Source organism: Pelatocladus sp. (assembly GCF_059505505.1).
Map to the genome: position 1 here is coordinate 1 of NZ_JCACKS010000245.1, position 26,449 is coordinate 26,449.

At 37.9% G+C, this 26,449-nt stretch carries 20 protein-coding genes and 2 pseudogenes; 7 read left to right on the forward strand and 15 right to left on the reverse strand.

Features of this window, described 5'->3' with window-relative positions:
• Nucleotides 1-53: 53 nt before the first annotated feature.
• The 5 genes and pseudogenes from hpsL to hpsP all read left to right on the forward strand — a co-directional run.
• Nucleotides 54-1,418: pseudogene (hpsL, locus tag AC5JMK_RS24855) on the forward strand (hormogonium polysaccharide biosynthesis protein HpsL); the annotation flags it as partial.
• Nucleotides 1,419-1,468: 50 nt separating this feature from the next.
• A complete protein-coding gene (gene hpsN, locus AC5JMK_RS24860) occupies nt 1,469-2,470 on the forward strand; it encodes a hormogonium polysaccharide biosynthesis glycosyltransferase HpsN (RefSeq protein ID WP_096675670.1) in 1,002 nt (333 codons plus the stop codon).
• Nucleotides 2,471-2,544: 74 nt separating this feature from the next.
• Complete coding sequence (hpsO, locus tag AC5JMK_RS24865) at nt 2,545-3,720, forward strand: hormogonium polysaccharide biosynthesis glycosyltransferase HpsO (RefSeq protein ID WP_096675671.1); 1,176 nt, start codon at nt 2,545-2,547, stop codon at nt 3,718-3,720.
• 158 nt (nt 3,721-3,878) lie between these two features.
• Nucleotides 3,879-4,961 (forward strand): aminoglycoside phosphotransferase/kinase family protein, encoded by a 1,083-nt coding sequence (locus tag AC5JMK_RS24870; protein WP_096675672.1) that lies wholly within the window; start codon nt 3,879-3,881, stop codon nt 4,959-4,961.
• Nucleotides 4,962-5,105: 144 nt separating this feature from the next.
• Nucleotides 5,106-6,278, forward strand: a complete 1,173-nt coding sequence (gene hpsP, locus AC5JMK_RS24875) for a hormogonium polysaccharide biosynthesis glycosyltransferase HpsP (protein ID WP_096678905.1) — start codon at nt 5,106-5,108, stop codon at nt 6,276-6,278.
• Nucleotides 6,279-6,653: 375 nt separating this feature from the next.
• Here hpsP and AC5JMK_RS24880 read toward each other — a convergent pair whose 3' ends face one another.
• A complete protein-coding gene (locus AC5JMK_RS24880) occupies nt 6,654-8,090 on the reverse strand; it encodes a carotenoid oxygenase family protein (RefSeq protein ID WP_495911240.1) in 1,437 nt (478 codons plus the stop codon).
• A gap of 141 nt (nt 8,091-8,231) precedes the next feature.
• Between AC5JMK_RS24880 and AC5JMK_RS24885 the strand changes: the two genes are divergently transcribed.
• Nucleotides 8,232-9,563 carry an alkaline phosphatase gene (locus tag AC5JMK_RS24885; RefSeq protein WP_495911241.1) on the forward strand — a complete coding sequence of 444 codons (1,332 nt, stop codon included), beginning with the start codon at nt 8,232-8,234 and terminating at the stop codon, nt 9,561-9,563.
• Nucleotides 9,564-9,570: 7 nt separating this feature from the next.
• Here AC5JMK_RS24885 and AC5JMK_RS24890 read toward each other — a convergent pair whose 3' ends face one another.
• From AC5JMK_RS24890 to AC5JMK_RS24905, 4 genes are all read right to left on the reverse strand, one after another.
• Nucleotides 9,571-10,161, reverse strand: a complete 591-nt coding sequence (locus AC5JMK_RS24890) for a DUF3592 domain-containing protein (RefSeq protein WP_096675674.1) — start codon at nt 10,159-10,161, stop codon at nt 9,571-9,573.
• A gap of 51 nt (nt 10,162-10,212) precedes the next feature.
• Nucleotides 10,213-10,665 carry an aminoglycoside 6'-N-acetyltransferase gene (aac(6'), locus tag AC5JMK_RS24895; RefSeq protein ID WP_495911242.1) on the reverse strand — a complete coding sequence of 151 codons (453 nt, stop codon included), beginning with the start codon at nt 10,663-10,665 and terminating at the stop codon, nt 10,213-10,215.
• Nucleotides 10,666-10,915: 250 nt separating this feature from the next.
• Nucleotides 10,916-11,755 (reverse strand): SWIM zinc finger family protein, encoded by an 840-nt coding sequence (locus AC5JMK_RS24900; RefSeq protein WP_096675676.1) that lies wholly within the window; start codon nt 11,753-11,755, stop codon nt 10,916-10,918.
• Between the two features lie 104 nt (nt 11,756-11,859).
• The gene (locus AC5JMK_RS24905) at nt 11,860-15,087 is read right to left on the reverse strand and encodes a DEAD/DEAH box helicase (RefSeq protein ID WP_495911243.1); all 3,228 of its coding nucleotides are present in this window, start codon (nt 15,085-15,087) and stop codon (nt 11,860-11,862) included.
• A gap of 484 nt (nt 15,088-15,571) precedes the next feature.
• Between AC5JMK_RS24905 and AC5JMK_RS24910 the strand changes: the two genes are divergently transcribed.
• A complete protein-coding gene (locus tag AC5JMK_RS24910; protein ID WP_495911244.1) occupies nt 15,572-16,030 on the forward strand; it encodes a DUF3574 domain-containing protein in 459 nt (152 codons plus the stop codon).
• 410 nt (nt 16,031-16,440) lie between these two features.
• Here the strand turns inward: AC5JMK_RS24910 and AC5JMK_RS24915 are convergent, their stop codons facing one another.
• The 10 genes and pseudogenes from AC5JMK_RS24915 to AC5JMK_RS24960 form a co-directional block, all read right to left on the reverse strand.
• A complete protein-coding gene (locus AC5JMK_RS24915) occupies nt 16,441-16,728 on the reverse strand; it encodes a hypothetical protein (protein WP_495911245.1) in 288 nt (95 codons plus the stop codon).
• Nucleotides 16,729-16,805: 77 nt separating this feature from the next.
• On the reverse strand, nt 16,806-18,608 hold the full coding sequence (locus AC5JMK_RS24920) for a S8 family peptidase (RefSeq protein ID WP_495911246.1): 1,803 nt from the start codon (nt 18,606-18,608) through the stop codon (nt 16,806-16,808).
• A gap of 370 nt (nt 18,609-18,978) precedes the next feature.
• A complete protein-coding gene (locus AC5JMK_RS24925; protein WP_096675682.1) occupies nt 18,979-19,521 on the reverse strand; it encodes a DUF4334 domain-containing protein in 543 nt (180 codons plus the stop codon).
• Between the two features lie 58 nt (nt 19,522-19,579).
• A complete protein-coding gene (locus tag AC5JMK_RS24930) occupies nt 19,580-20,500 on the reverse strand; it encodes an alpha/beta fold hydrolase (RefSeq protein ID WP_096675683.1) in 921 nt (306 codons plus the stop codon).
• Between the two features lie 567 nt (nt 20,501-21,067).
• Nucleotides 21,068-21,526, reverse strand: coding sequence for a TOBE domain-containing protein (locus tag AC5JMK_RS24935; protein WP_096675684.1), 459 nt, complete (start codon nt 21,524-21,526; stop codon nt 21,068-21,070).
• Nucleotides 21,527-22,187: 661 nt separating this feature from the next.
• Complete coding sequence (gene nifX / locus AC5JMK_RS24940; RefSeq protein WP_096675685.1) at nt 22,188-22,568, reverse strand: nitrogen fixation protein NifX; 381 nt, start codon at nt 22,566-22,568, stop codon at nt 22,188-22,190.
• A 409-nt stretch (nt 22,569-22,977) separates the two neighbouring features.
• Nucleotides 22,978-23,307 (reverse strand): annotated as a pseudogene (locus tag AC5JMK_RS24945) (phosphate-starvation-inducible PsiE family protein); the annotation flags it as partial.
• Between the two features lie 140 nt (nt 23,308-23,447).
• Nucleotides 23,448-23,720, reverse strand: coding sequence for a hypothetical protein (locus AC5JMK_RS24950; RefSeq protein ID WP_495911247.1), 273 nt, complete (start codon nt 23,718-23,720; stop codon nt 23,448-23,450).
• Nucleotides 23,721-23,953: 233 nt separating this feature from the next.
• Nucleotides 23,954-25,033, reverse strand: a complete 1,080-nt coding sequence (locus tag AC5JMK_RS24955; protein WP_096675687.1) for a toll/interleukin-1 receptor domain-containing protein — start codon at nt 25,031-25,033, stop codon at nt 23,954-23,956.
• A gap of 97 nt (nt 25,034-25,130) precedes the next feature.
• On the reverse strand, nt 25,131-26,240 hold the full coding sequence (locus AC5JMK_RS24960; protein ID WP_096675688.1) for a TIR domain-containing protein: 1,110 nt from the start codon (nt 26,238-26,240) through the stop codon (nt 25,131-25,133).
• Nucleotides 26,241-26,449 lie beyond the last annotated feature (209 nt).

The window sequence follows — 26,449 nt, forward strand, 5'->3', positions numbered from 1 at the left end:
TTTTTTACTGAATTCGGCTTTTTATTATACCCAATTTAAATGCTGAACAGCTTATCACTTACTACATCGGCAATAGTCCCATACTGCAATTAGCAAAAGACTCTTTCTATGTTCCTGCATTGATTGCACTTTGGCAGAATTGTCGTAAACAGAGATTACCCGTGATTATTCCAGAGGGAATTAAAACTCCGCTATATATTCTATTAGGCTCATGCATAATAACACTATTATTTGTTAATGCTGGACAGCAGTTTAACCCTCCTCCAGTTGCACTTTTTAAAACACCACCAAAAGAATTTCCAATTGGCATGGGAATTTTGGGACTAAAAGTATTTTTAGGTTATGTACCTTTGATTGGTTGTGTTTATTATTTGATTCGTAGTAAACGAGATTTTCTATTTGTTTCTCGGTTACAGATTGTTTTAATACTTGTTGCCTGTGTGCTGGGATTTATTCAATATCTATTATTATTAACTGGAATATGCGAAGGTACGAGAAATGCAGAAGGTGCTGCTTTATTTAAAGCTTCGCTAGAAGCAAGATGTTTTTTTGGGGGTTCATTAGTCTATAGTCCTAGTCAAGGAATGATTCGCTTACCAGGAACTTTTGTTGCACCTTGGCAATGGGCATGGTTTTTAATTTCTAGCACGTTTTTTACTTTTGCAACGGGCTTTAGTGACCCTGCTATTATTTGGCGAATTATCAGTTTAGCTTCAATGACGTCTGTATTTATTAATGCAGTTATTTCTGGACAAAGAATAGCTTTAGCTTTAGTACCAGTTTGTTTTGTAATGTTACTTGTGCTGACTGGTCAAATTGGTAATTTAAAAAGATTTATTCCTATATTTGTTGGACTAGCTATTCTTTTGGGAATTGCAATAGTTAGTAATCCGACTGTTGTCCAAGAAAGAATGGACAGTTTTATCGCCCGTTGGAATGCTTCTCCTCCCTATGAATTTATAGTTCAACAATTTGAGGAAAATTGGAAAAGTGTAGACGGACTATTTGGAAGTGGTTTAGGTCGTGCGACGAATTCTGCACGTGCGATGGGACCAACAAAGCTAGTCGAAACCTATTATCCAAAAGTTATGTATGAGGTAGGAATTTTTGGACTATTAGGATTTATTGGTTTGGTGACAACCTTAACAATTATTTGTTTTCGACAATATCGTTTGGTAAAAAACCGTAATTTCCGCAGTTACGGTGCTGCTATGTGGGTGTTTATATTGTTTATTAGTTACAACACCTATTACTATCCTTTAGATGTTGATCCTGTAGCTGTTTATTATTGGTTTTCTGCTGGAATTCTTTTAAAACTACCAGTCATAGACAAAATGGAAAGACAGCAACAATTAGGGGACAAGGGGGACAAGAGGGACAAGGGAGAAAACATAAAATTAACAACAACTAACAACTAACAACTAACAAATGACAAATAACCAATGACAAATGACCATTGACAACTATTATGAATTTACCTTTGATTTCTGTGATTATTCCTACTTATGGTCGAGAAGAAGCGCTGCGAGATAGTTTGATTGATGTATTAAAGCAAGATTACGCAAATTTTGAAGTTTTAGTAGTAGATCAAACTCCAAAACATGAAGTAGAAATCGAAGCTTTTTTATCGGAACAAGCTACAGCAAATAAAATTCAATGGTTCCGTTTAAACTGGGCTAGTTTACCAGGGGCGCGTAATTATGCAGTGCGACGCGCTCAAGGAGATATAATTTTATTTATTGATGATGATGTGAAATTAAACCCTGGATTTTTATCAGCCCATGCGAAAAATTATTTAGACAAACCAGAGATAGGCGCTGTTGCTGGGCGAGTTTTCGACAGGATGAAAATAGCTGATACTGTCCAAGGAAAAACGCAGGGAGATGCACCTTATAAGAGTATTGAATATCTACCTCCTCAAGCAATGAACCCTGGTATTGCTTGGTATTATATAGATTTAGTGCATACAATCAAACCTCAAGAAGTGTTGACAGTGAGGGGTTGTAATATGTCGTTTCGTCGTGAGATTTTTACTCAGCATAGACTGCATTTTGATGAGAGATTTCGTGGTAGTGCAGTCCGAGAAGAATCTGATTTCTGTTTGCGGTTACGACAAACTGGTTATAAGATTTGGTACGACCCAGAAGCTAGTTTAGTGCATTTGGGAGAAGAGACGGGTGGTTGTCATGATATTAGTATGCGATCGCTCAAATATCAACTAACTTTTTATCACAATCATTTTCTATTGGGTTTAAAAAACCTGACTGTTAGTCAAGCTTTACGCTTTTACATCCGTTTGTTTGACTGTCATGTTTTAGGACGTCCCCCTTGTCACAAAAGTGGTTCCCCCATCAAAATTTTTACTCGTGCAATTTTCTACATTTTAGGTTTTGCTAAAGCTTTAGGAACCATCATCGAATCTCTTTGGAATGATGGTCAAATTTATACTCGCTTAGATAAGAGTTTGTAGTAAGCACTTTAGTGCTTAAAAAATAAGGACTCAAGTCCTTACTACGAACTTCATATATTAATTATTATTTTTTTATGAAAATTCTAATTGCTAGTCATAGCTATATTGTAGATATTAACTGTGAGAAATTATTAGCTCTATCCCAGCTAGAATCAAAAATTGAAGTAACAGTTGTAGTGCCAAAAAAATGGCAACCTGGAGGAGTACAAAACAAAATTATTGAAACTGAATATCGCCAAGAAGGTAGATTTCAGGTTGTTCCTATTTCTAACTTTAGTCAAAATCATCAAGGATTATTGACATTTGGTACTGATTTAATATCTTTAATGCGACAATTCCGCCCCCAAATCATTCAAGTAGAACAAGCTTCCAGAAGTCTAGCTTATGCTCAAATGATTACCTTGAATAAACTTTTGAGATTACAAGCAAAAAATTTATTTTTCACCTGGTGGAATTTACCATACAAATTAAACTTTCCAGTTTCTTTATTAGAAAAATATAATCTCCAAAATAGCCACGGTATTATATCTGGTAATCAAGACGGTGCTGAAATCTTACGTCAACGTGGATACAAAAGACCAATTAAAGTTATGCCTCAACTAGGTGTAGATGAACGTGTATTTACACCTCAACCACAACCAGAGTTAGCCCAGCAATTAGGTATTGAAACAGATGAATTTATTATTGGATTTGTAGGGCGATTTGTGAAAGAAAAAGGGTTGTTAACTCTGATAGAAGCTTTAACTCTTTTGCCAAAAGATAAACCTTGGAAACTATTGCTGCTGGGACGTGGTGACTTGCGAACAGAGTTAATGAATAAAGCCGCAGAAAACAAAATTCAAAACCGAATAATTATAGTAGAAAGTGTTCCTCATGATGAAGTTCATAAATATATCAACTTAATGAATACCCTGGTACTACCATCGGAAACAACATACAAATTTAAAACATTAACTGCTATTGGTTGGAAAGAACAATTTGGTCATGTTCTGATTGAAGCAATGGCTTGTAAAGTACCTGTGATTGGTTCTGATTCTGGTGAAATTCCTCACGTAATTGGTGATGCTGGTTTAATATTTCCTGAAGGAAACGCCCAAATCCTTGCTGATTGCATTCTCAAATTAATAGAAAAACCAGATTTTGCTCAAGCTTTAGGTGAAATGGGCTATCAAAGAGTAAGATCACAATATACAAATAAAGCTTTAGCAAAACAACAATTAGAGTTTTATAGAGAAATTATTGATTTATGAATTTATTCTAGTTTTGATGAATCATGTGTGTTCATATCCCCAACTTCTTAAAGAAGCAGGGGAGCTATAATCCCTAATAATTACAAATAAAAATTTTATCCTCATTGATCTTTACTATAGTTATGAGTGAAAAATCACCAGCTTCTTAAAAATTCAAAATGGATATAAACAAGGTCATCACAAATGTACAGCAAGTCAATCTTGACTGGCTCAACTCTGTTCTTACTCAAAGTGGTGCGCTGCTCACTGGTAGGATAAATGACTTTGACATCAAACTTTTAGATAGCGATAATGCACAAATCGCAAAAATCAAAATTGATTATGAAAATGGAGCAACAGGAAAGTTACCAGAATTTCTACTCCTAAAAACGTGTGCAGGAGATAGCAACTTCACAAATTACTCTGAAGTAAATTACTACACGAGGGATTATATCAGTCTTGCCGATTCACCGATACCCACTTGTTATCATGCACGGTACTCAGATAACCCATATATGTATCACATTTTGATGGATGATCTTTCTGTAACTCATCGCAACAATTGGCGAACCAAACCAACACTTAATTATGGATGTACTGTTGCTAGAGCTTTAGCAGCAATACATGCTCATTGGTGGGGAGCAGAAAAATTATCTACTATAGGAAGCATTATTCCAAATCAGATTGCTATTGAACGATATGTTGCTCATTCTCAAGCAGGTTTGTTACCGATGCTTGGAGATATTGAAGCTGAAATTGATATTTTATGGAAACGTGCGCTCATGGATATTTTTAAGTATCACCCTGCGAAAATGATTGAGCGTACAAATAATAGTTCTGGTTTTACTTTGATTCATGGTGATGTCAATCCAGGTAATATTCTTTCACCAATAAATAGTAATGGTAAAACTTATTTAATTGACCGCCAACCATTTGATTGGTCGCTTACAACTTGGCTGGGAGTAAGCGATATTGCATATATGATGGTGCATTGGTGGGAAACTAATTTGAGGCGTAGTTTTGAAATACCAATTCTGCACGAATATCACGATAATTTAATATCTTTTGGCGTGACAGGATATGCATGGGAACAACTAATTTATAATTATAAACTTGCTGCTGTTCAAAGTATCTATGTTGCTACACAATGGTGTGTTTTAGATGAACAGCGCCAAAAAATGAAATGGGTATGGCTTCCACAATTGCAAAAGTCAATGACAGCCTTTTTTGATTTACAATGCTCTGATTTGTGGAAAGAGTAGACTAGTAAATCTTAAGCACTATGTTATCGGCGTGCGTTAGGCGCTTTTATTATATTTATCGCGAAAAATTTAGATCAAAAAATGCGCCTAATGCACCCTACAGTAATTTTATCTTTATTTTATAAATACCCTTTAACTAACAAAATGCATATTCTCCAAATAGTTCCCTCTATTTCCCTAATTTACGGCGGTCCAAGTCAAATGGTACTAGGATTAGCCCCAGCTTTAGCAAAAGAAGGTGTGAAAGTTACTATTTTGACAACTAATAGTAATGGTGATCATGGTCAAAAACCTTTAGATGTTAATTTAAATACTCCCATTCAAAAAGATGGTTATGAAATAATTTATTTTCGTTGCGCCCCTTTTCGTCGCTACAAATTTTCTCTTGATTTATGCAAGTGGTTAAATCGCTATGCTCAAGAATTTGATTTAGCACACATTCATGCTTTATTCTCTCCTATAAGTAGTGTTGCTGCGGCAATTTGTCGTTATCGAAAACTGCCTTATATTTTGCGTCCTTTAGGTACTCTTGACCCAGCCGATTTACAAAAAAAAAGATATCTGAAACAAATTTATGCTGCAATATTAGAGCGTGATAATATCGCTGGTGCTGCTGCACTTCATTTTACTAGTGTTCAAGAAGCGCAAATTTCCGAAAGATTCGGAGTGAAAACACGAGATTTGGTGATGCAATTGGGTGTGATTCCTTCCCAAGAAAATCACGAAAGCATACGTAATCAATTGGGTATTGATGATGATATCCCGTTAGTGCTGTTTATGTCGCGAATTGATAAAAAAAAAGGTTTGAATTTGTTGATTCCAGCTTTGGAAAACCTTTTAGTTGCAGGGTTAAATTTTCACTTTGTTTTAGCTGGAACAAACCCGCAAGAGCCAGATTATGAGAACAAAATTACATCACAGATAGATCATTCTACTTTGCGATCGCACACTACAATTACTGGTTTTGTCACAGGGGAATTAAAATCTAGTCTGCTACAAGCAGCTGATTTATTTGTTTTACCTTCCTACTACGAAAACTTTGGTATTGCTGTCGCTGAAGCAATGGTAGCAGGAACACCTGTAGTCATTTCCGATCAAGTGCATATTTGTCAACAAGTCCAAGAAAGCCAGTCGGGATGGGTAACTACAACAGATGTGCAAGCACTCACTGAGTCACTGCGTACCGCTTTGCAAAATCCTGCGGAATGTCAACGACGGGGATTAAACGCTAAAGAATATGCATTGCAAAACTATAGTTGGGATGCGATCGCTCGTCAAACCATCCAAGCATACCAACAAATTTATAGATGCGATTAATCGCGTCTGTACTCATTTTCATTGAACCCCACCCCGGCTTCGCCACCCCTCCCCGCACGCGGGGAGGGGTTGGGGGCTTTCAAGGGTAGGGATTTTGTATTCGGTCATTTTTTGACTATTTCAGCCGATTTAAAAATCCTGAAACAACCAAACCACGTTAAGCAATTGAGAATTTTATCAACTATTTTCGAGATTTTAAAACCCCTACCCTTGAAAGCGGCTTCGCCACCCCTCCCCGCACGCGGGGAGGGGTTGGGGGTGGGGTTCAAAGGGAATTATTAACTAATCAAGCGAACCTGATATCAATGGTTGGTTTTCTATTTTCTCCCTTCCCTTATCTCCTTACACCCCCACACTCCTACACCCCTTACCTTCCTAATCTTTCGCTTTCCAAGTACCGTGGAAACTATGAGGAATCACACTTGGTAATTCCAGCTTACACACGGGTTCTTCGTTTAACCGATGGGCGTCAAATATCCAAACTTCACTGCGATCGCAATTCCCATCATAGACAACCGTTAAAATCCAAGCTTGTTCTGGATTGTCAGCGTCTTTTGCATAGATAGGTTCGCTGGGATAGCGATTTTCACCACAGTTTGCTTCGCTAAGAGTTTCGGTTTTGTGATCATAGCAGGCGATCGCATTCACTATTTCTTGGGTAATATCTGTCCCATCTTGGAAAGTCGATAAGTATGTATATCTGGAGTTTTGTCCCACATTTTGGGGTGGTACACCAGGAAACTCACAATGACGATCTAATATTTGTTGAGTATTAGTAACTTTACCTGTTTGCGGATGAATGCAAATTCGCGATAGTGTACTCTTAGCTTGGGTGTGAGTTTCGCCTGTGGGAACTTCTTTAAGGTATTCGTTGGTTTGAAAGTCTTTATAGCGAGCAATATCTACAATTATCGTACCGCTATCATCTACATAACCATTAGCAAAATGCCACTGATACCAAGGTTCCGCTTCACTACGACTGATAATTTTTAAGGTTTCGCGGTCAATGACTAAAATTTGTGTTCCCTTACTAGGTTGCCATTGTAAAGCATCGCTAAAATTGCTCAACCCAGTTAAAGCAGGAAGCAGATTCAGCTGCACTGGTGGAATGCAAAATATCAGGTATTGTCCTGCGAAAACAAAATCATGCACCACAGGAATACCATCAAGGTCATGGGCTACTTTCTGGAAAATTTTGCCACTAGCATCGCTTTTATAAATATGCAAAGTGGAGTTTAACCCAGGAGTGATACCAAAGTTAAAAATTTCCCCTGTCTGCGGATTACGTTTGTAGTGTGCGGAATAAGTAAGACCTTTAGTTAACCCACCTAAATCATCCTCGCCATAAGTTTCCAAGTTTTGTAAATCGAGGGTGTAGGGTTTACCGCCTTCCCACAATGCTAATAGTTTATCTGGGAGTGCTAGCACGCTAGTATTGGCAACATTCTTGACTGGTTTAAACCATTTATTCCAAATTGGCCCCGGTGCTGTCATTCCGTAGTTACTGTAAAGTAGTTTATCTGCTGCTGCTTCTTCTTGGTAGCCAACAGTTTTGACGTAGCGATAAACCCCCGTAGCACTTGCATCAGTAAAATGTATGCCTAGAATTGCACCATCTCCATCAAACCAGTGTCCCACAGGCATACCACCCCGCTCCATCCGTGCAGATCCGTTGCGGTAAAGTGTACCGCGTAAACCAGATGGGATTGTGCCAGAAATTACAGGTAAGGGGGTGAGAGGAAATTCTTGGGCTGGTTGTGCTACTGCACCAGCCCAAGCTTTTTTTCTTAACTTGTCTTTAATTAAAGGCATAGAAAATTGACCAAAGAAAGGGTGTAAGGGGTTAAGGGTATAAGGGTGTCCTATACCCCTACATCTGAGGGAGCATCTCAATTTTTTCAATATACCGCTAACGCTTCCTACACCTCATACCATCACGTCTCTATGAAACATATGCTCAAGTTATTTAGTAACAAAATAATCGTCTTAGCTACCACTGTCTTAGTAGCTATATTAGTAGCCTGCACTTCCCAGAATTTCTCCCACCCAGGGAATGTGATCTTTATTCATCCAGATGGTACAAGTGCATCTCATTGGGGAGCGGCGCGGATGCTTTACCTTGGCCCTGATGGTAGGCTCAATTGGGATCAGATGTCACATCTGGCTGTATACTTGGGACACATGAAAAACCAACTCACTGCTACGTCTAACGCTGGTGCAGTGACTCACGCCACAGGAATGAAAGTAAATGCTGATTCTTTTGGTTTGAATGAAGCTTTTCAACCTGTAGTTGCTTTTTCTGGTCAACCTCAAACAATTATGGAAGAAGCGATCGCTATAGGTAAGGGAACCGCAATTATCAACTCTGGGATGATCCATGAACCGGGGACGGGTGCATTTGTTGCTAAGGCTGCAAATCGCCGTGAATTTGCCGAAATCACTAAGCAAATTGTTCTATCTGGAGTCGATGTGATTATGGGTGGTGGCGAGATGTGGTATCTACCCAAGGGTACAGCCGGAAGACACACCACCGCCGAACAAAGTCAGCGCCAAGACGGAATCAATTTGATCGCAGAAGCCAAACAAAAGGGTTACACGGTGGTTTATACCCGCGATGAACTCTTGCAATTACCAGCAAATACTCAGAAGGTGTTAGGTATTTTTGCCGCCGATGATACTTATAACGATGCACCAGAAGAAGAATTAAAACAGCAAAACTTGCCTTTATATGTCCCCACAGCGCCGACAGTTGCGGAAATGTTGGATGCAACTTTAAAAATAGTGTCCCGGAACTCGAAGGGTTTCTTTGTGGTTTTAGAAGAAGAGGGTAGTGATAATTTCTGCAATTTTAATCATGCAGCTGGTTGTATTCAAGCAGTCAAACGCGCCGATGATGCTGTGGGTGTGGCGATGAAATTTATTGAGAAAAACCCAAATACTTTGTTGGTGACAGCCGCAGATAGTGATGCAGGTGGGTTAGAAGTAGTAGGAGTCACAGAAAAAGATTTCCCTCTCAATCAGCCTTTACCAGAAAAAGGCGAAAACGGTTCACCCTGGGATGGAAAAGAAGGAACTGCAACTTTACCCTTTGTATCTGCACCAGACAAACAAGGTAAAAGCTTTCCGTTTGCGATCGCTTGGGCTGGCTTGGGTGATTTCACTGGCTCTATTGTAGCAAAAGCACATGGGTTTAATTCTGAGTTACTACCAAATACGGTTGATAATACAGATATTTATAAGTTGATTTACCGGACATTGTTTGGTAAGGAAGTATCAAAAAGTTAAACTATAATTAACTTTTGATGTTATCTGCTCGAAAGCATGGAGAAACTCCAATAAATCCAAGATAGCTTCCCAAAGCTAGCAATAATGAAATCATAAAAGCTTCAGGAATGGGATATCTACCTGTACCTTCGATCAGAGAATTTTGAGGATTGTTTGCAGCATAGATGACTGCAATAGTTGAGTCATTAGGACTAGCATTAAAATTTGGTTCAACAACTTGAGTCTTGGAAAAGTACTGTTTATCATCATTTTTTGGTTTAGGTATTTCAGACTTGTTAAGACGATAGTCAGAACCACTAAAAAACTTTTCCTGCAACTTTTTTTGCAGTTCAGATGATGAACTAAGTGAACCACCTTTACCTGGTGCGTCAAACTCGTACGTAATTTGATAACTCTGAATCCCTCCTGACTGTTTTACTAATACTTGGTAGCTAAGAATTTTAGCCTCAGTCTTGACTTGAGTGCGCTGCAACTCGTCCCATCTTTGCCACTTTTGTACTGTTTTGCCCATAATTTGGCTACCAACTACAAGCAAAACTGCACTAGCTACAATAGCCTTAAAATGAACTTTAGAGATTTTTCGCAAGATAGTTTTCATATTCAAGATGCAAGACAAAAGATTACAAATCACACATTTGTAGTAGCAGCATTAGTCAGAAGAAGTTATTTGTTTGATAAAAGTTACAACTCGTTCCACTTCTTGGAACCCTACTTTTGTATGAAAATCATAACTTGCTGTGTTTTCCAGTAAAGCATCTGAAGCAAGTTCCACACATCCATTTTCAAGTCCCCATTTTTGGGCATACTGGATTAAAGATGTACCCACACCTTGTTTTCGATACTCATCTTTTACATAAATCCCTTCCACATACGCAACGGGACTCTGAGTAGCACCCGGAACATAGTCATAGCGAAGAGAAAGATTCATAAATGCGATCGCACCTCCATCTGAGGATCTGACTATAAATCCAGCCTCACGAGGAGATTGGAGAATCTTTGTCAGACTAATCTGTCTTTCTTCGCGTGATTCATCTGGCCATAGTTTTAAAGTAAGCTCTAGCCACTCATTAAAGTCATCCTGAGTAACTTTGACAATTTTCACCAGAACCTCAGATGCATACAAATACAGCAGATTTCAACAAGCGTGAGATACAGAAGAACCCCACCCACGCTACGCGCACCCTAAGCGCAAGCCTATAGTATACACACAAGTCGAAAAATAAGTAATTGGACAAAATTAAATTCATTCGTGGAGATAGGGAACTCTTAACTCTTAACAGAAAAAAATCTGTGTAATTAATTGTGTCAGAGTATTTATAATCTCCGTCGTCGAGTGTTTGAAATAGTAAAATTTAAATCAAATTCTGATTTTTGCTCTTCACTCGCCCATATAATTCTTCCATCGCCAAAATAAACGAATTATCTTTTTGCCAAAATGCGGGAAAATCACCCTGCTTTTTAATCAAAATTGCTGAAACACTACTTTTTGTCGGAACTTCTATTGTTTGCGGCAGCCTTTTTGTGCTTAACCAAAATTCTCTAGCAGTTGGCTTTTGAGTAACAGTTTGTTTTTCCACTTTTGTATAGAGTGAAGTGGAAATTTCTATGGGAATATCTTGATTATTCAGTTCCGCAGATAAGGCTTTACCTAAAGGTGAATCAGCCAATTTTACTTGTAGTTCTGCTTTCGATAATCCCCGCAATTCAAATAATAAAAAAGGATTATTATCCAGTTGGGATGCGACTAAATAATAAACCCCAGCGATGTGTTTGCAAGGATTAGCATAATCTGGACAAGAACAACTTGTTGTAAAATCCTTACGACTGTGTGGCAATAAATGTAGTCCTAATTCAGCAAAATTATCTTCTATGTTTTCTGGAACTTCATTGAGCAACAATCGAGAAACAATACTCGCTTTTGATGAAAGTTTTTCTATGGCTTGTTTCCAATTTGTTTTAGTAATAGCTTTGATTTCGATTTCTATGTGGTAGGTAGGCTCTTTGTAGACACCAAAATAAGGATTGACTGAACCTCTAACTTGAGCAGTAATATGATTTTGTTCAATCTCAAAGCTTTTGACTTTACCGCCACGTGCATAAGAACGTCCGCGTTGGAGTCTACCTTCATCGGTAAATTGTTCTAGGGCTTTAATAAAGCGATCGCCCCACCAAGTACGAGAAAATTTAGTCATAAACGATACCTATATATTCTCTTTTTTCAGCGATGAACCGTCAGGGTTAATTCTGTAGCCTTGGAAAATTCACGCAACAATGGCTCTGTGATTCAGCAACGCCATTATTCCAAAATAGCACTTTTGTTTAATGAAATAAGTTGTTTAAATGCTTCGTTATCTAATTCTGTTAACCACGATTCATCACTACCAACTACAGTCGCAGAGAGTTTTTTCTTATCTTCAATCATCTGGTCAATTTTTTCTTCCAGTGTGCCGATCGCCACAAATTTATGCACGAAAACATTCTTTTTTTGACCAATCCGAAAAGCGCGATCAGTTGCTTGGTTTTCGACGGCTGGATTCCACCATCGATCAAAGTGGAAGACGTGATTAGCTTTGGTTAAAGTAATACCAACACCACCAGCTTTGAGAGAAAGTATAAAAACAGAGGGTTCTGTTTCTGGGTCTTGAAATTCAGTAATCATCTGTTCCCGACGTTTACGACTAGTACCACCATGTAGATAGTAAGTGTTGCAATGAAATGTATGTTTGATATGTTTTTCTAAGCCCTCACATATTTCAGTAAATTGACTGAAAATTAGTAAGCTTTCTCCTTCAGAAATTGCCTCTTCTACCATCTCTGCTAAACGACTGAGTTTGTGCGATCGCTCAGAGGAAAATTCACTGTTGTCTTGCAAAAACTGGGCTGGATGGTTACAAATCTGTTTTAATTTCATCAGCGTGGAAAGAATTAAACCTTTGCGTTGAATTCCTTCTGCTTCTTGGAGTTTTTCCTCTACGTCTTTAACAACAACTTCGTAGAGCGATGCTTGTTCTTTGGTAAGGTTAGTATATAGTTTTTGCTCTACTTTATCTGGTAAATCATTAATAATAGATTTGTCGGTTTTGACTCTCCGCAAAATCAGAGGTTCGACTAATTTTTTGAGGGTAGTTGATTTGATTTTGTTATTGTCTTTTTGAATTGGAATCTCAAAAAATTTGCGGAATTGAGCTTCTTTTCCCAAATAACCAGGATTGAGAAAGTTAAAAATTGACCAAAGATCAAGCAAGCGGTTTTCTACAGGAGTTCCGGTTAATGCTAATCGGTGTTTTGCCGATAGTTTTAAAATAGCTTTAGTTTGTGCTGCTTTGGGATTTTTGATATTTTGCGCTTCATCTAGTACTATCCTTTGCCAATCGGCGCTAGTGAAGAGTTTTTCATCTTTACGAGCGAGGGTAAAGGAGGTAATCACAACATCATGTTGCAGACTTGCAGCTTTGAAATCAGCAAGAGATGAGATGCGATCGCCACCATGATGCACCATCGTTTTCAGATGCGGTGCAAACTTAGCTATCTCTTTTTGCCAATTTCCCACCACCGATGTCGGCGCAATTAATAACGTAGGTAACAACAAAGATGAGCCAGAATTTACCCCCTTGTCTCCCTTGTCTCCCTTGTCCCCTTGCTCTTTTCCTGATCCCTGCACCTCCCTCTCCTGAATTAATCGAGCAATTACCTGCACCGATTTACCTAAACCCATATCGTCTGCCAGACAGCCATTTAATCCCAATCTTTCGATATATTCGAGCCAGGACACGCCGCGTTTTTGGTATTCTCGTAAAGTTCCTTGCAAGTTTGCTAGTTCTGCAATTGGTTCTAGTCTGGTTTTATCTTGCAACTTCGCCATCATTGCTGACAAAGCTTCATCATGTTCAACTTCCCACTCTTCACCAGCTTCTGCACTACGTTGCATGAACTCTAACAAAGTCATTTCTGGTTGTTCGTTACCGTGAGATTGCCAAAATTCGAGTAATTGTTGCATTTTATCGCGATCTAGTTCCATCCACTGACCACGAAAATGCACCAAGGGGGATTTGGCGTTAATTAACTGTTCCCATTCTTTGGGGGTGACGACTTGATCGCCAATTGCCAATTCATACTGATACTGTACTAATGAATCTAGACCAAAATAGCTTTTATTTTCGCTCTTGGTTGCAGACTTCCCACTTGATGCTTTCAGGCGAATTTTGGCACGACGGCGACCTGCGGGAGTGTACCAAGCTGGTACGATGACTTTAAAATCAGAGTCTTCCAATACCCAAGCACTTTCTTTGAGGAAGTCAAAAGCTTCTTCTAAACTCAATTGCATTCCTATGGGGCGATCGCTCTCCAAACCCTGCCATAATTTGGGATACATCCGCGCTGCATACCCCAGTTTCAGCAGTAAATTAGTTTCAAAGTTCTTACCAAATTCTTTCTCTACCCCAGCTTTATTTTTTTGATTCATAGGCCAATAATCAGCTAGTGCTAGCTTCAGGGAAGGATCTTGTTTGCTGGCTACTAAAAACTGCATTTGCCAGTTATCAATATTTTCTGGGGTAGGATCAGACAACTGCAAGCAGAGGTGAAACAAAGAATCGCTTTGAGTGCGAGTAATTTTAGTTTTCCACGCCAGCCATTGCTGATATTCTGCTAAAGCTGCATCACTTGTCAGAGGGTTATGACGATTGGGATACAAGCAATAGTAAACTAGAGAATCAACTATTTGCTTGTCAAAGGTAGCAGTAGAAGGAGTATGAGTCAGCAAATCATGCAACAGAAACTCAGAAAAGTGGCGTAACAGTGTTTCTTTGTCGTAAAATTCAACTGCATCTGTTGGTTCTGTTGCACCCGCCACACAAATTAGTGGCATGTATTCAATGTATTTTTTGATATTCGCTTCGTATTGCTCGGAAATAATCTCCCAAGTTGCATAGATTTCAAATGCAGGTTTTTTAGCGGACTTTTGTTTAGTTTTTTTCTCAGTAGTATTATTTAAATGCCGATATTTGAGTGCTGGAATATACTGGTCTTTTAAAATTACTTCTTTAAAAGCTTGGGTGTAGTGATACCAAAATAGGAGATCCGAACCCAGTTGAATTTCACTGGAATTATAAAGTGCTAAAAAGTGGATATCGTTGAGTAATTTGATAGTGTTAATTGCTTGTGCAGAAGTGAGTGTTTCATAACAGTCTACCTGCCAGTATTGAAACTCCTCATAGTCTTCCGGGGTTTCGGCTTCGAGATACTTGCTTAATTCTGGTGAAGGTAAAGGCTGATCATTAATACTTGGCAAAACAAAATATTTGGGAGATATCCGTTGTGTCAGTACTGCTGCTACTTCTTTGATTCCTAATTCTGCCGTTAAAAATTTGACTAATTCTTCCTTTGGTAAATGTCCAGGGTGAATATTTTTCTTACTGCTTTGTCGCTTTTTGACAATAGGGGTTTCCACCCACAAATAAAATTGACTAGATTGTATAAAACCACTCTCAGCGTTCGGTATCCAAGTACCATGAAGGACTTTCATAACTCGAAGCCTCTAAATTTTCATAGCTTTTGAATTACTGTATCAAAGCTGAGGTACACAGGATTGCATATTTAAATTTTTCTAAATTATTTCTTTACGTGGACGTATTAAACATTTCCAAAAATTAATTATGCGTTACCCACAATCCTTGTAGAGACGCGAAATTACCCTGTGGGATCTTGCTACGCGTCTCTACATTATTTTTCACCAGATGTCTATTGACAAAATGTACTCACTTTTAATAAATCATGAATGATCTATGGTTAGGCTTCAAGGAATACAAATTTATCTAATAGCTGCGTAAATCTCTAACTCACTTTAGATAAGTAAACAGGATTCAAACAAAGGTAGAGCGATTTTCTACTTACATTTTGCATCACTTATTTCAGTTTAGTAGGTAGTTCACTGAACTACCAAACGGTCTAACGTTTTTCACGGTAGTCACTAAGGATATTTACGTTTCGTAACAAACATGAAATTAAAAATGCGTCGCACTATATTAGGTATTTCTTTAGCCACTGGGCTAGTCTTGAACTATGCATTGGCAATAGATGTCTCAGCTCAACGTCCTAAAATAGAAGCTATTACCAAGAATGATTTTTGTAAGAATCAGTTGAATGGGGAGCGTTTTACCAGAACCGAGTTATTTTTTGGGTTATCAAAACCAGACGGTTCAATGGTGAGTGAAGAAGAATTTAGTCGGTTCATAGACAATGAAGTTACACCTCTTTTTCCTGATGGACTGACCTTATTAACTGGTATAGGTCAATTCAAGAACTCAAGCGGAACAGTCGTCAAAGAGGGGTCGAAGCTCTTAATATTGCTGTATCCTTTTGACAGCGAAAGTAACACAAAAATTACACAAATCCGACAAGCATATATAAATATGTTTCAACAAGAGTCCGTGTTGCGTGTTGATGAGGGTTCGTGCGTATCTTTCTAATAATATAGGTGATGCTAGCTCGCAAGAATCTTTTACCTTTTAAGTATGGGGAGTATCAAGTAGCCTAATCTTATGTCCGCTACTTATACTCGGTAAAAATTTATTCAGCCCTGACGATTATAAATTGCGACTACACCAGACTTTACCCGCCTGCGCGGGTTGTTTTATTTATAGAGAAAAAATAGTAGATATGTTGCATTGCAACGTCTCTACACATCAAAAAACTATATCAATAACCCAAAGCCCACAATCCCCAAAATTAAAAGGATGAGCTTATCGCCCACCCTTTTGTAAAGTATTGTAAAGATTGATCTTAAAACAGACAAGGAACCATGACTTAATAATAGACGTCATAAAAGCCAGTGCCTTCAGTTTTTATCCTCTTCTACATAAAACTAGCCAAACTGAAACTAAATTGTTGCATGTAAACGTCTGGGTGTACCTAAAGATATAACCCGTGGGTCTGCTTCTAATCTATGTAAATCCGTTTCTGTGATTGTTGCCGTGAATAGTTTAGGCGATATTTGGGCGCGGAGGTTAACAAAATTTGGTATATAACCATCTTCAGTAACTTTCACCGTAATTGCAATTGGATCTTGAGGACTCTCACTTTGTCGAGTCCAATCTCCTGTGTTCGGTTCTATTTTTTTGAGTTTATCGCCTGGACATTTAATCAAGCGTAAGTGTTTTTTCATCATTTGTTTAAAACCAAATCACCTATTATAACATTACAGGGAAATTTAGTTAGAATATGCCTGAAATCATAATACCATAGCTAACTGGCCTTGTCTCGCACAGTTAACAATGCTCCATTAATATCGATCGCTCCATAACCGTAGCGTTCTGGCTGGTCGATGATAGGAAAATTCTTTTGAGTACTAGCCATTAGAATATCACGAATTTCATCAATGGTGAGTGACTTGTTGTAAGAAAGGGCTTCAGCCAACATTAAGGCGATCGCACCAGTGACAACAGGAGCAGCCATACTAGTACCAGACATACGTATGACTTGAGTAGCTGTCCGTGAAGCAGCTGCCCAGATATGATGACCAGGAGCAATCAAATCTGGTTTTTGTCGTCCATCGCGGGTGGGACCGCAACTAGAAAAAAATGATAGAGGCTTATTGATTTTACTATCATCGTAGGAACCAACCACAATGCTTTTATATCCGCAAGCGATCGTGTTGAGGGTATGGCTATTATCGTGAGGAGGAAGAAAACGAGTTTGACTGTAATCTTCACGCTCGATCCAAGCGTGAAATTTACCATTGGTGACTTGAACACCGTGGAGACGTAGTGTCCAAATTCCTCCTGGTAAATCAGGTTCCATAAATACGCAAATGACGTTATCGCCGTTGTTGGGATCGGACTGGCGGTTGGTAAAGAAGATGATCGTGTTGTCTTCAATATCTACCACTTCTCCATTTTCTCCCAAATCCACCCGACCCAGGCTAGTACCATCAGGAGCAATAATTTCTAGTTGGAAGCGATCGCCTCCCCCATACCATATTTCAATCTCTTTCTGTCTGGGATTTCGGTGTGGGATTTTCCACTGGAGGTCAAAGTGATGATTCTGCAACACCATTCCCGATGCATGAATACCTGTATCGTAGCTGTTTCCAGCAGCAATTACTATCGCTCGGTTTGGCTTTTCGGAAACTAAAGCATCAATACTCTGTTCAACCAAAGTTGAACCGTCATGAGGACCACCGAACAATCCCAGGCTAATATTAATTACACAAGGGCGATCGCCAGCAATATTAAAGATATATTTCATTGCTTCTAGTAACGCCACTGTATCGCCAAAACAGCTTTCTACGGCTTTTTCACCATTCTCAATCAAGGGAGTAAATTCATTTTGAGAGAGTTGGACAAACACGATATCTGCGGCCGGAGCTACACCTGCAAAACCACTTCCTTGTCCGTTACCCACGGCAATATCCATAACGTGGGTTCCGTGGGCCCTATCTTCTAATTTATATCCTAAAGCAGCATAAGGATCACTTGCCCCAAGAGCTTGATTTATTTCATCCCGCTTATATTCTTGACCATAACCATAGGGACTTTTACGATTAGAATAACCATCCTGGTTCCAAAAAGCTAGCAATCTTGTAGAACCATCAGCATGACGAAAATTTTTGTGGGCAAAATCACAACCAACATCAATAATACCAACGACAACACCACTTCCCTGTTGTCCTAAAAAACTTTGCGCCCAGAGGTCTTGTTGAATAGCAGTTTCTTTAATATTAATATCTAGAGTTGCTTTTAGTGCTTGTGCTGGTTTCAAGCTGACAACACAACTGGATTTTTTTATATGTTTAATTCTGGAAACTGGAATTCTACCTGTGACAATCTGCTCACCATCGAGTGTACTACCCAACTCAGCACCCGGATAGACTTCATTCATAGATAGCCATTCGCTGAGATTATTTACTTTAGCAATCACTGCTACTTCTTCTTTTTCGGTTGATGTCGTCGCAGCTATGGCTATTCCTCGGCTTTTGCGTTCGAGAAGTCTTTGTAGTCGAGGGTCGATGTCAGCGAATATATCTGTTGATTCAAATTGCAATTCCATATAAGAATATTATTACCTGAAAAGAATATTTTGAGACTGTAAATATAATTACAGTCTCCTTCCAATGTATTTCAGGAAAAATCAAATGCAATTAAATTAGACAGAGTAAACGCAAGAAAATTTATACTTGAGATGAGTTTATGAGCGGATATTTCAGCAATTTTCTCTAATAACAGCACCGCAGACCACCACTGTTCCTCGCTCCAACGCTGGAGGATAGATTTTATGGCTTCAACCTTATACTTAATACCCACAACGGTAGCTTATTTCTCTCGTGTAGTTTTTATCTGCCACAATTGTTGGCGGTACTGGGTTATTACCTTCCAGTATGTGGGTCAGAAGAAGATGCAAAGACAAGCGAATTAAAAGGCTAAAGGTATCGCTTGAGAACAAAAAAGAAAGGTTGAGTTAAGTTTTTATAATCCATAATTCCTAACACAGTATTCTCATCTACTTTCCTAAAAGAGTCATTGATCGGCAAATAATCATAAATCATCGTAGCTGTGACTTTTCCTCTGTACTCCATCATTCGCAGTCTGGCTTGACTTTTCTCGGTTTTGAGTAAAGAATTAATCAACATCAGCAACGGTTTGAGCGAATTATTTTTGGGTATCGGCAATTTCAAAACCCAGTTCATTAAAGTGGGATTAGGCGCAACCTTAAAGATTTTTTCCTGACTATCTAAAAATAACAACGGGTGAACATTTTCAGGATCTACAAATTCCTTGCCATACCAATTAGAAGTTTCTAATAAACCATCCATTGGATGATCTGTATGCAGTCCAGACCCTTGCCAACGACCAAACATAAAGTCTAAATTTACGGGTTCAAGAGCGTCAAACAATTGTAAAGCTCCTTCTCTCGTAGTTTTACCTGTGTTCAAAATCAACTGATAGTTTTCTAATGTATCCATTGTTATTGTCGTTGTAGAAGCACAATACTAATTGAAAAAATGGAAGCTTCTTAGAAGCTTAATAGGTTACGGATGTTGATAATTCAGTTAACAGAGGTAAGAATTTTCTAATTAAACCAATTGTAACTGCTGGCAATTCTAATTGTGGTGTCAATCCCACATCTTCCAACGCTTGGAAAAATTTTATTGCTTGCGGATTCATTTGAGCCAGACGACGCCCAATTTCTGGGCTAGTAAATTCTGCTTTTTGGCCCCAAATAATTGCGGTAGGAATAGTTAATTGTTGAATGTAGAGTGAGAGATCAAAACTCAAATCACCGCGTACGAAAGATAAAGCGCCGTATTCAGCATTTGATTGCTTTGCAGATTCTAAATAAGCTTGGACAATTTCATCATATATTCGGTTAGGACGAGCAAATTGTCGCTGTTCGAGAAAGCTACGAATACCATTTTCTGTTGCTACTCCAGTCGTGTAGATAATTCTGTCAATCACAGGAACACTGACGAGTTGAGCAAAGAAAGTGCGGGAGTAATCTTGTCCAAAGTCAGAAATTCCAGAAGGTATAGTCACAATTAAAGACTTAAATAATTCTGGGTGAGCGATCGCAACTCGAATCGTAAACGCTGCTGTCAAAGATGAAGCAATCACTCTTACTGGACTAGTGCAAGTCTGCTGCAAAAACTCCCGAATTGTCATTAAGTAGTCTTCTATTGTATAATTTCGTGCGGGATGCTCAGATCGACCCCAACCGATTAAGTCTGGCGCCAAAATGCGATACTCACTAGCAAATGCTGGATAAACTTTTGACCACTCATATGCAGAAGAACCTCCACCAAATCCGTGCAAGAATACCAGAGTCTCTAATTCTTCGGTAGCAACTTTGTTCTCTTGCCAAGGTAGACCCGCAGCAGTATAGTAAACCATCCTGCCTAATGAAGTAGTCACAGAGCGTTGTTCAAATCCTAATGGTATAAACATAGTTTTTGGTCATTAGTCATTGGTCATTAGTTATTGGGAGAAATTTCCCCCTTGTCTGTCTTGTCTCCCTTCCCCGTCCCACAATCCCACTTTCACACTCTCCTACCCTTCCTACATACCTCCAAAGACAGATTAAATTCTGGTTTTCCTGAGCGATGCTTCTGGTGAAGAAGATGTAAAAGTACTAACTATGTTGTGAAGATTCAGTAATTTTTTTCTATGTTTTAAGTTTTTCGCTTGCAAATGCCAGAAATCCGATATTTGTACTAGAGTATCCAAGATATTCACAATCAAATGGTAAATTCATCCTTGCACAGTCAAATGCACATAGCACTTGACAGCGAAAAGGTGGTTAAATCTAAGTCTATTGATTTAAATATAAAAGATTTAAAAATTTACCATTGATGGCTTCATTTTCTGTTATCAGGCTAAAATACACAAAAATTATTACTTGGAGATGGATGAGCGATCGCCTAATAAATCCTATCCTACAAGTAATAATACTTAAGCATTTGGTTTTTCCAAGATAAAAATTAAAACAAGAGTGTCTAATTATACTTTTATACTCTATTCCTTGGCAATGACTATATCTGTAGATTTAATGACAGCATAGGCCTCTTCTCCCACTATCAGTTCTAATTCTTCGCTTGAAACTTTGGTAATTACAGAAGTTAGCTGAACTTTATGAACAATCTCTAGTGTGACTTCACTATTGACTGGCCCCTTCACGATTTGTGTGACAACTCCTTTAAGAACATTGCGAGAACTAACTTTTAATGGTTTCTTTTGGATAGCAACTTCTGTTAATTGAGTGCTAGTATCTTCTGCTTTAGGAATAGTTGGTAATGAGACTAGGGAAACTGAAGATACTGGAGAAGATACTGAAGACTCTTTGTTGAGACTACGTACAAATTCCCGCAAAACCTCTGTCTTTGTGCGTTGAGATTGCTGACAAAACTCCTCCAGCATTTTTCGCTCTTCCTCAGAGGTTTGAAATGTAATCCATCCTTGTTCTTTTCTTGGCATAGTTTTACCAAATCAGTTGGTATTTTTTGGTGATTTTGGTAGTATCCTACCAACCGTTGATTTTATAAAAAATCTTTTGGATGTTCTCCTAATAAAAGGAAAACATTATTTTAATTTTCCCACCCTTGACTAATTTGCTACTGATAATTTGCTTGCCGTGATTGACTCCCTTTACATTAGTAGCACAATCAAACACCAACTCACTTGTTTGTGCTGTTAGTGTAAAAGATGGTGGCAAAAATAAGGCATTGCTATATTTTGATGTATAAAGTCAAGTTTGTCATGCTGAATTTAGTGAAGCGTCTACAAAACGACAAACAATATCTCGATTCAGCAACACTACAACCTTGTAACATATACTTTAAGGGTTTCGTAGTGAGTGCTTTAGCGATCAAAAAGGACTAAAATCCTCACTACAAACGTATTTTTACTTATCACAACGAGCTATGACGTGCGGGGGTTCTCCCCGTTGAGGCGACGTGCTAAGAACGCCAAGGATTGAGAATAGAGACTTCCACGAAGCGTTAAAGAAAAATGGGCGATCTAGAGACAAACCTTTGCTGTGGTATGTGCGATTAGATCACCTATGGTTGATTTTAATGGTATTTGCAGTAGTGATTTAGCCTTACTACAAATCTTTAGGAAATAAAAGTAACAAAAATTAACTTTTTTGTAGAGCTTTACGCAACCACGGTGGAGGATTGCCCTTGAGAGTTTTAACTAGCTTATTTAGAATACTATCAATCTCTTCTTCCTCTGATTGTGGTCTGACTGGCATGACACCTCTTTTAATTAACTTAGCAGCAGGAATACCACCAATTGATGCCACATAAACAATCGCACAGTCAGCTAGTGCTTCAAGTTTTGATGCTGTTTTATCATCGCTATCGGCATTTTTATCTTGATTAGAACTACCAGGAAACTTCAGAGTTTCTATAAACTTATAACCAGTATCTGAGATTTCATAAACATCTGCTTCTTGCGCCCATCCAAAGTGAGCATTAACATGAACTCTATCACTGGTTGTGAAGGCTATTTTCATTCTAATGATCCTCTCCTGAAGTTAGGAGTTGTGAATTATGAAGTGAGTCAAGATTTTAAAATTTACGCTAAATATCTCTATTGACTCTTAATATTGACTGCATAAATCAGGTATTATCACCTATTTTATCTGGTTATTTGCAGCGTCTTTTTTGCTAGGTGAGGCGATACATGTTTAACGCTATCTTTATCGTTTCTAATAAAGTGCGATATCGTTTCTAATAAAGTGCGATCGCAACACATCAATTTTGATTCCCCTAAAGTCAGGATAGCATATCGCCAACGAACTGGCGATTTAAAATGTTAAAATAACCTAATTTTTCAAGCTATCTTGATATTAAAAAATCAGGTATGTTTAAAGATATCAAGATAGAATCTTAAAATTAAAATTGCTGTATTTGCAGTTACAATTAATCTGAAGTTACAGAATTTTTAGTCAGCAATTCTGTATTTATTTCTGTTGCTTCAATTTCATGAATTTTCATATTTTCAAACAAGTGAGACATCCAAGGCATGGCGATGAGAATTACACCTAATACTACTAAAAATACTGAAATTGCTATAATTTGATCACGAGGAATTTCTAGTACACCACGTAAAATTACTTCTCGTAAGGCAGAAACGATAGTAATTTCCACTGCTGCGATTACTGATATCCGTTGTTGTTGTAGGTAATCAATTAACAATCGAAACAACTCTACCAGAATCAAAATAAACAAGATATCAGATGTAACTTGCCTTCATGAAGGCAGAAGGCAGGAGGCAGAAGGCAGAAGGGAACCCACGTCTAAAAACGTGGGATTGAAACAAGGATGCCGTATTTCATCGCGCTACGCATCTCGAAATACATTTTCTTCCTTAGTGGGCTTTATACCCACAACTAAAGTTTTAATTGATACTTCTTACCTTCTGCCTTCTGCCCTCGACCCTCTGCCTTTCTTTGTAAATCTAAGGGATGTAAAAGAGAGAAAAACATATCTCCCAATCGGATTAACATCACGCAAAATAAACCAAGACAAAGAGAGATGACAATAAAGTCTTGAAAAATCTCTAAGTTACCTACAATTCTATCTCGCTCAAACCAAGAATTTAACCCTGTAATCAGGCGTTTGGGCATGGTATCTCCGGACAATTTAGATTCGTCCAGTTCCATGATAAGCAATTTAAAATTCTTCTCAACCGTAACCTTGCGCTACTTAGTTGTAACATTGAAACATTGTTTCTTATTATCTTAAAATAAATTACTAATTTAAAATAAAGTTCAAACGTCCTCATAATAGGCTTGTCGCTAAATAAGAACAAAAAGACGACCTCAACGAGTTAGCTTTATTTGTGCCGATTTACTTATCTAAATTTATAATCAACATATAGTAGTTAATAATATTATTACTGATTACATGTTCGATGACATTTACCAATTTGTGCCCAGATTTGCATACGAGGAGATTTAGATTTAGGCTTTACTAAACTATCTACTTCAAGAATTACTACTTTAACTCCTGGTTGAAGTTTATCCACTTCTGGAGGTAACTTAGAGTCATATGGTTCTGGTTTATATTTTTTCAGAGAAACTAGATTTGTAATTGTTACTACTGTTCCTTTTAATGGAATAAAACGCGAATTAATATTAGGAGTTTCAATAAATCGAGATTTATTAGAAAAATTATGTGAACTATCGTTAATTGTTCCTATCCTTATCCAACCAACATGAGCAAAATTTTGTTTAGAACTCATACTTTGATTTGGTTTGGAAGAATTAGTTTCTAATACATCGGATTTTTGGGGCATTACATATTTAGATACATGAACTATTACATATATAGCAAGAGCTACCATAATAATTTGCTTTGACAAATTTATTAAATTAGTCTGATTCCTCCAACAATGTCTTGAAGGCTGCAATAAAAAATAAAAAGTTAATCTTACTAAATTGACAATAATATTGCCAATAGATATAAATTCTTTTCTTATCCGTCGATAAGTTTTTTTAACAAGGAAGTTAGAATCGGTAAGTTCCTCAACTACCTCGCGAATTCCTTCTGCAATATTCGCAAAAGCATTATCATGAGGCTTCCAATCAGTTACAGGTTTTTCACCTTTGGGTAAGGCTTTAATCTTTCCAAATGGTATTTTCCAATTATCTACTCGACGAAGGAGAACAGGAATAACACGGGCTGTTCTGTTCTTATGCCGTTGCATTGCCTGTTTTACTACAACATTCCAGTGATATTCTGAAGCTGTAAACTCTGAACTAATTAGCAGCAAAATTATATCAGCTGTCTCTAAACGGGTATTTATCTCTTTTTCCCATTCTCTTCCTGGGCTGATCATACCTTGATGCCAGCTAATAATCCCAACTTGGGACTTCAAAGGACTTAGGTGTTCATCTAATTTTTGCCGCATTTGTTCGTCTTTTTCAGAGTCAGAGCAGCAATACAAAACTTCGATCACTTTGGTAGATGGCATTAATTTATTCACCCATTAATTTAAAAAAAGTATTATTTAACTTCAATAGCTTTTTAAGCGAATTAAACTTTAATTACAGTCTGAGGAATACAGTATATTATTGGTTTTCAGTTAGTTCTTCTGCTACTAACCGGATACCTTTAGCAATATTTTCAAATGCTTCATTACGATTTCCCCACTTTGTTACTGGCTTACCACTTTTGGGCAGAGGTTGAAGCCTGCTAAACGGTGCGCCTTTCCAATCAACATAGTCGATAATTATGGGAATAACTCGAGCTTCATTGGCTTCATGCTTTTCCATCGCTCTTTGAACTTCAACGTCCCAACAATAATCTGAATTTATAAAGTTTGCGCTCACCAGCAATAAAATTATCTGGGCTGTATTTAGGTGCGTATTTATCTCATGATTCCATTCTTTTCCTGCTTCAATTTTATGATTGTGCCAACCTCTTATTATTCCTTGTCTTTTCAAAAGGCTTAGGTGCTTTTCTAATTGCTCTCGTGCTTTTTCATCTTCTTGTGCATAAGAGAAAAACACTTCGATAGCTTGATTTTGTGGTACAGACATAATTTTGTTTTTAACTGGATGCAAATTCTTTGAAAAACTTAGATCAACAACTGTACTGTCTAAATTAGGCTTTTTTTTAATTGTTGGAGTTAACTCTCCTGCAATACCTTCTAAATGAATAGCATTAACTCCAAATCTATGGGCTACTTCAATGCTTCGTCCAGCCCCTAAAGCATCGTAAAAACCAACGGCAAATTTAATAGCAGCTTTATCTCCAATTGTCTGCTTCATCCCAATTACATAATTAATATGTTGAACAATTGCATCGGCTTGTCTCTCTGAATAGCAAGCATTAAGCAATACACATTCCACCTGATCTGCAAATAACTCAAACAGTCCAGCAAGTGCTTCTGGCTTGACTGATTTTGTTTGCCCAGTGACATCCTCAAGTATTAATCCACCATCAACTTCACCATGTCCACAAAAATGGACAATTTGTGGCTCAAAGTCCAATATGGATCGACGAAGATCGTCTGGACGTATCGCCCATCTTGACTCTATGGCAAACTGATCACGCTTTTTTGCTCGCCTTAAGCCTTCAGCAATTTCACGAACTTCCTCATCTAAACGTAGTTTTTGAGTATTTTGAGGATTTGCTGCCAGAACCAATATTTTTTTAATGGGAGTATTACTACTCATAAAATAGTGTTGTGGAGTATGGTTTGCCTTTATATTACTTTTGACATTCAATCAAATATACTGTCAATAGCTATATACACGAAGCTTGCTGTGTCAAATGTATTTGTAACGAGGATAAGGTTAAATGATCGCCTTCCTATCACTTACTGTCCGTTTGCTCATTTTTGAACCGAAAATTTAATTAAGCCTGACAGGGCTTGTAATCTAGG

What these genes read in the sequence shown, in the direction of transcription:
- AC5JMK_RS24910 (WP_495911244.1), top strand. Translation starts at nt 15,572, where the DNA reads ATGCGTCGCACTATATTAGGTATTTCTTTAGCCACTGGGCTAGTCTTG.
- AC5JMK_RS24905 (WP_495911243.1), bottom strand. Translation starts at nt 15,087, where the DNA reads ATGAAAGTCCTTCATGGTACTTGGATACCGAACGCTGAGAGTGGTTTT.
- AC5JMK_RS24950 (WP_495911247.1), bottom strand. Translation starts at nt 23,720, where the DNA reads ATGGAACTGGACGAATCTAAATTGTCCGGAGATACCATGCCCAAACGC.
- AC5JMK_RS24880 (WP_495911240.1), bottom strand. Translation starts at nt 8,090, where the DNA reads ATGCCTTTAATTAAAGACAAGTTAAGAAAAAAAGCTTGGGCTGGTGCA.
- AC5JMK_RS24920 (WP_495911246.1), bottom strand. Translation starts at nt 18,608, where the DNA reads ATGGAATTGCAATTTGAATCAACAGATATATTCGCTGACATCGACCCT.
- AC5JMK_RS24930 (WP_096675683.1), bottom strand. Translation starts at nt 20,500, where the DNA reads ATGTTTATACCATTAGGATTTGAACAACGCTCTGTGACTACTTCATTA.
- AC5JMK_RS24885 (WP_495911241.1), top strand. Translation starts at nt 8,232, where the DNA reads ATGCTCAAGTTATTTAGTAACAAAATAATCGTCTTAGCTACCACTGTC.
- AC5JMK_RS24900 (WP_096675676.1), bottom strand. Translation starts at nt 11,755, where the DNA reads ATGACTAAATTTTCTCGTACTTGGTGGGGCGATCGCTTTATTAAAGCC.
- AC5JMK_RS24890 (WP_096675674.1), bottom strand. Translation starts at nt 10,161, where the DNA reads ATGAAAACTATCTTGCGAAAAATCTCTAAAGTTCATTTTAAGGCTATT.
- hpsO (WP_096675671.1), top strand. Translation starts at nt 2,545, where the DNA reads ATGAAAATTCTAATTGCTAGTCATAGCTATATTGTAGATATTAACTGT.
- AC5JMK_RS24935 (WP_096675684.1), bottom strand. Translation starts at nt 21,526, where the DNA reads ATGCCAAGAAAAGAACAAGGATGGATTACATTTCAAACCTCTGAGGAA.
- AC5JMK_RS24915 (WP_495911245.1), bottom strand. Translation starts at nt 16,728, where the DNA reads ATGATGAAAAAACACTTACGCTTGATTAAATGTCCAGGCGATAAACTC.
- AC5JMK_RS24955 (WP_096675687.1), bottom strand. Translation starts at nt 25,033, where the DNA reads ATGCCATCTACCAAAGTGATCGAAGTTTTGTATTGCTGCTCTGACTCT.
- AC5JMK_RS24870 (WP_096675672.1), top strand. Translation starts at nt 3,879, where the DNA reads ATGGATATAAACAAGGTCATCACAAATGTACAGCAAGTCAATCTTGAC.
- hpsP (WP_096678905.1), top strand. Translation starts at nt 5,106, where the DNA reads ATGCATATTCTCCAAATAGTTCCCTCTATTTCCCTAATTTACGGCGGT.
- nifX (WP_096675685.1), bottom strand. Translation starts at nt 22,568, where the DNA reads ATGAAAATAGCCTTCACAACCAGTGATAGAGTTCATGTTAATGCTCAC.
- hpsN (WP_096675670.1), top strand. Translation starts at nt 1,469, where the DNA reads ATGAATTTACCTTTGATTTCTGTGATTATTCCTACTTATGGTCGAGAA.
- AC5JMK_RS24960 (WP_096675688.1), bottom strand. Translation starts at nt 26,240, where the DNA reads ATGAGTAGTAATACTCCCATTAAAAAAATATTGGTTCTGGCAGCAAAT.
- AC5JMK_RS24925 (WP_096675682.1), bottom strand. Translation starts at nt 19,521, where the DNA reads ATGGATACATTAGAAAACTATCAGTTGATTTTGAACACAGGTAAAACT.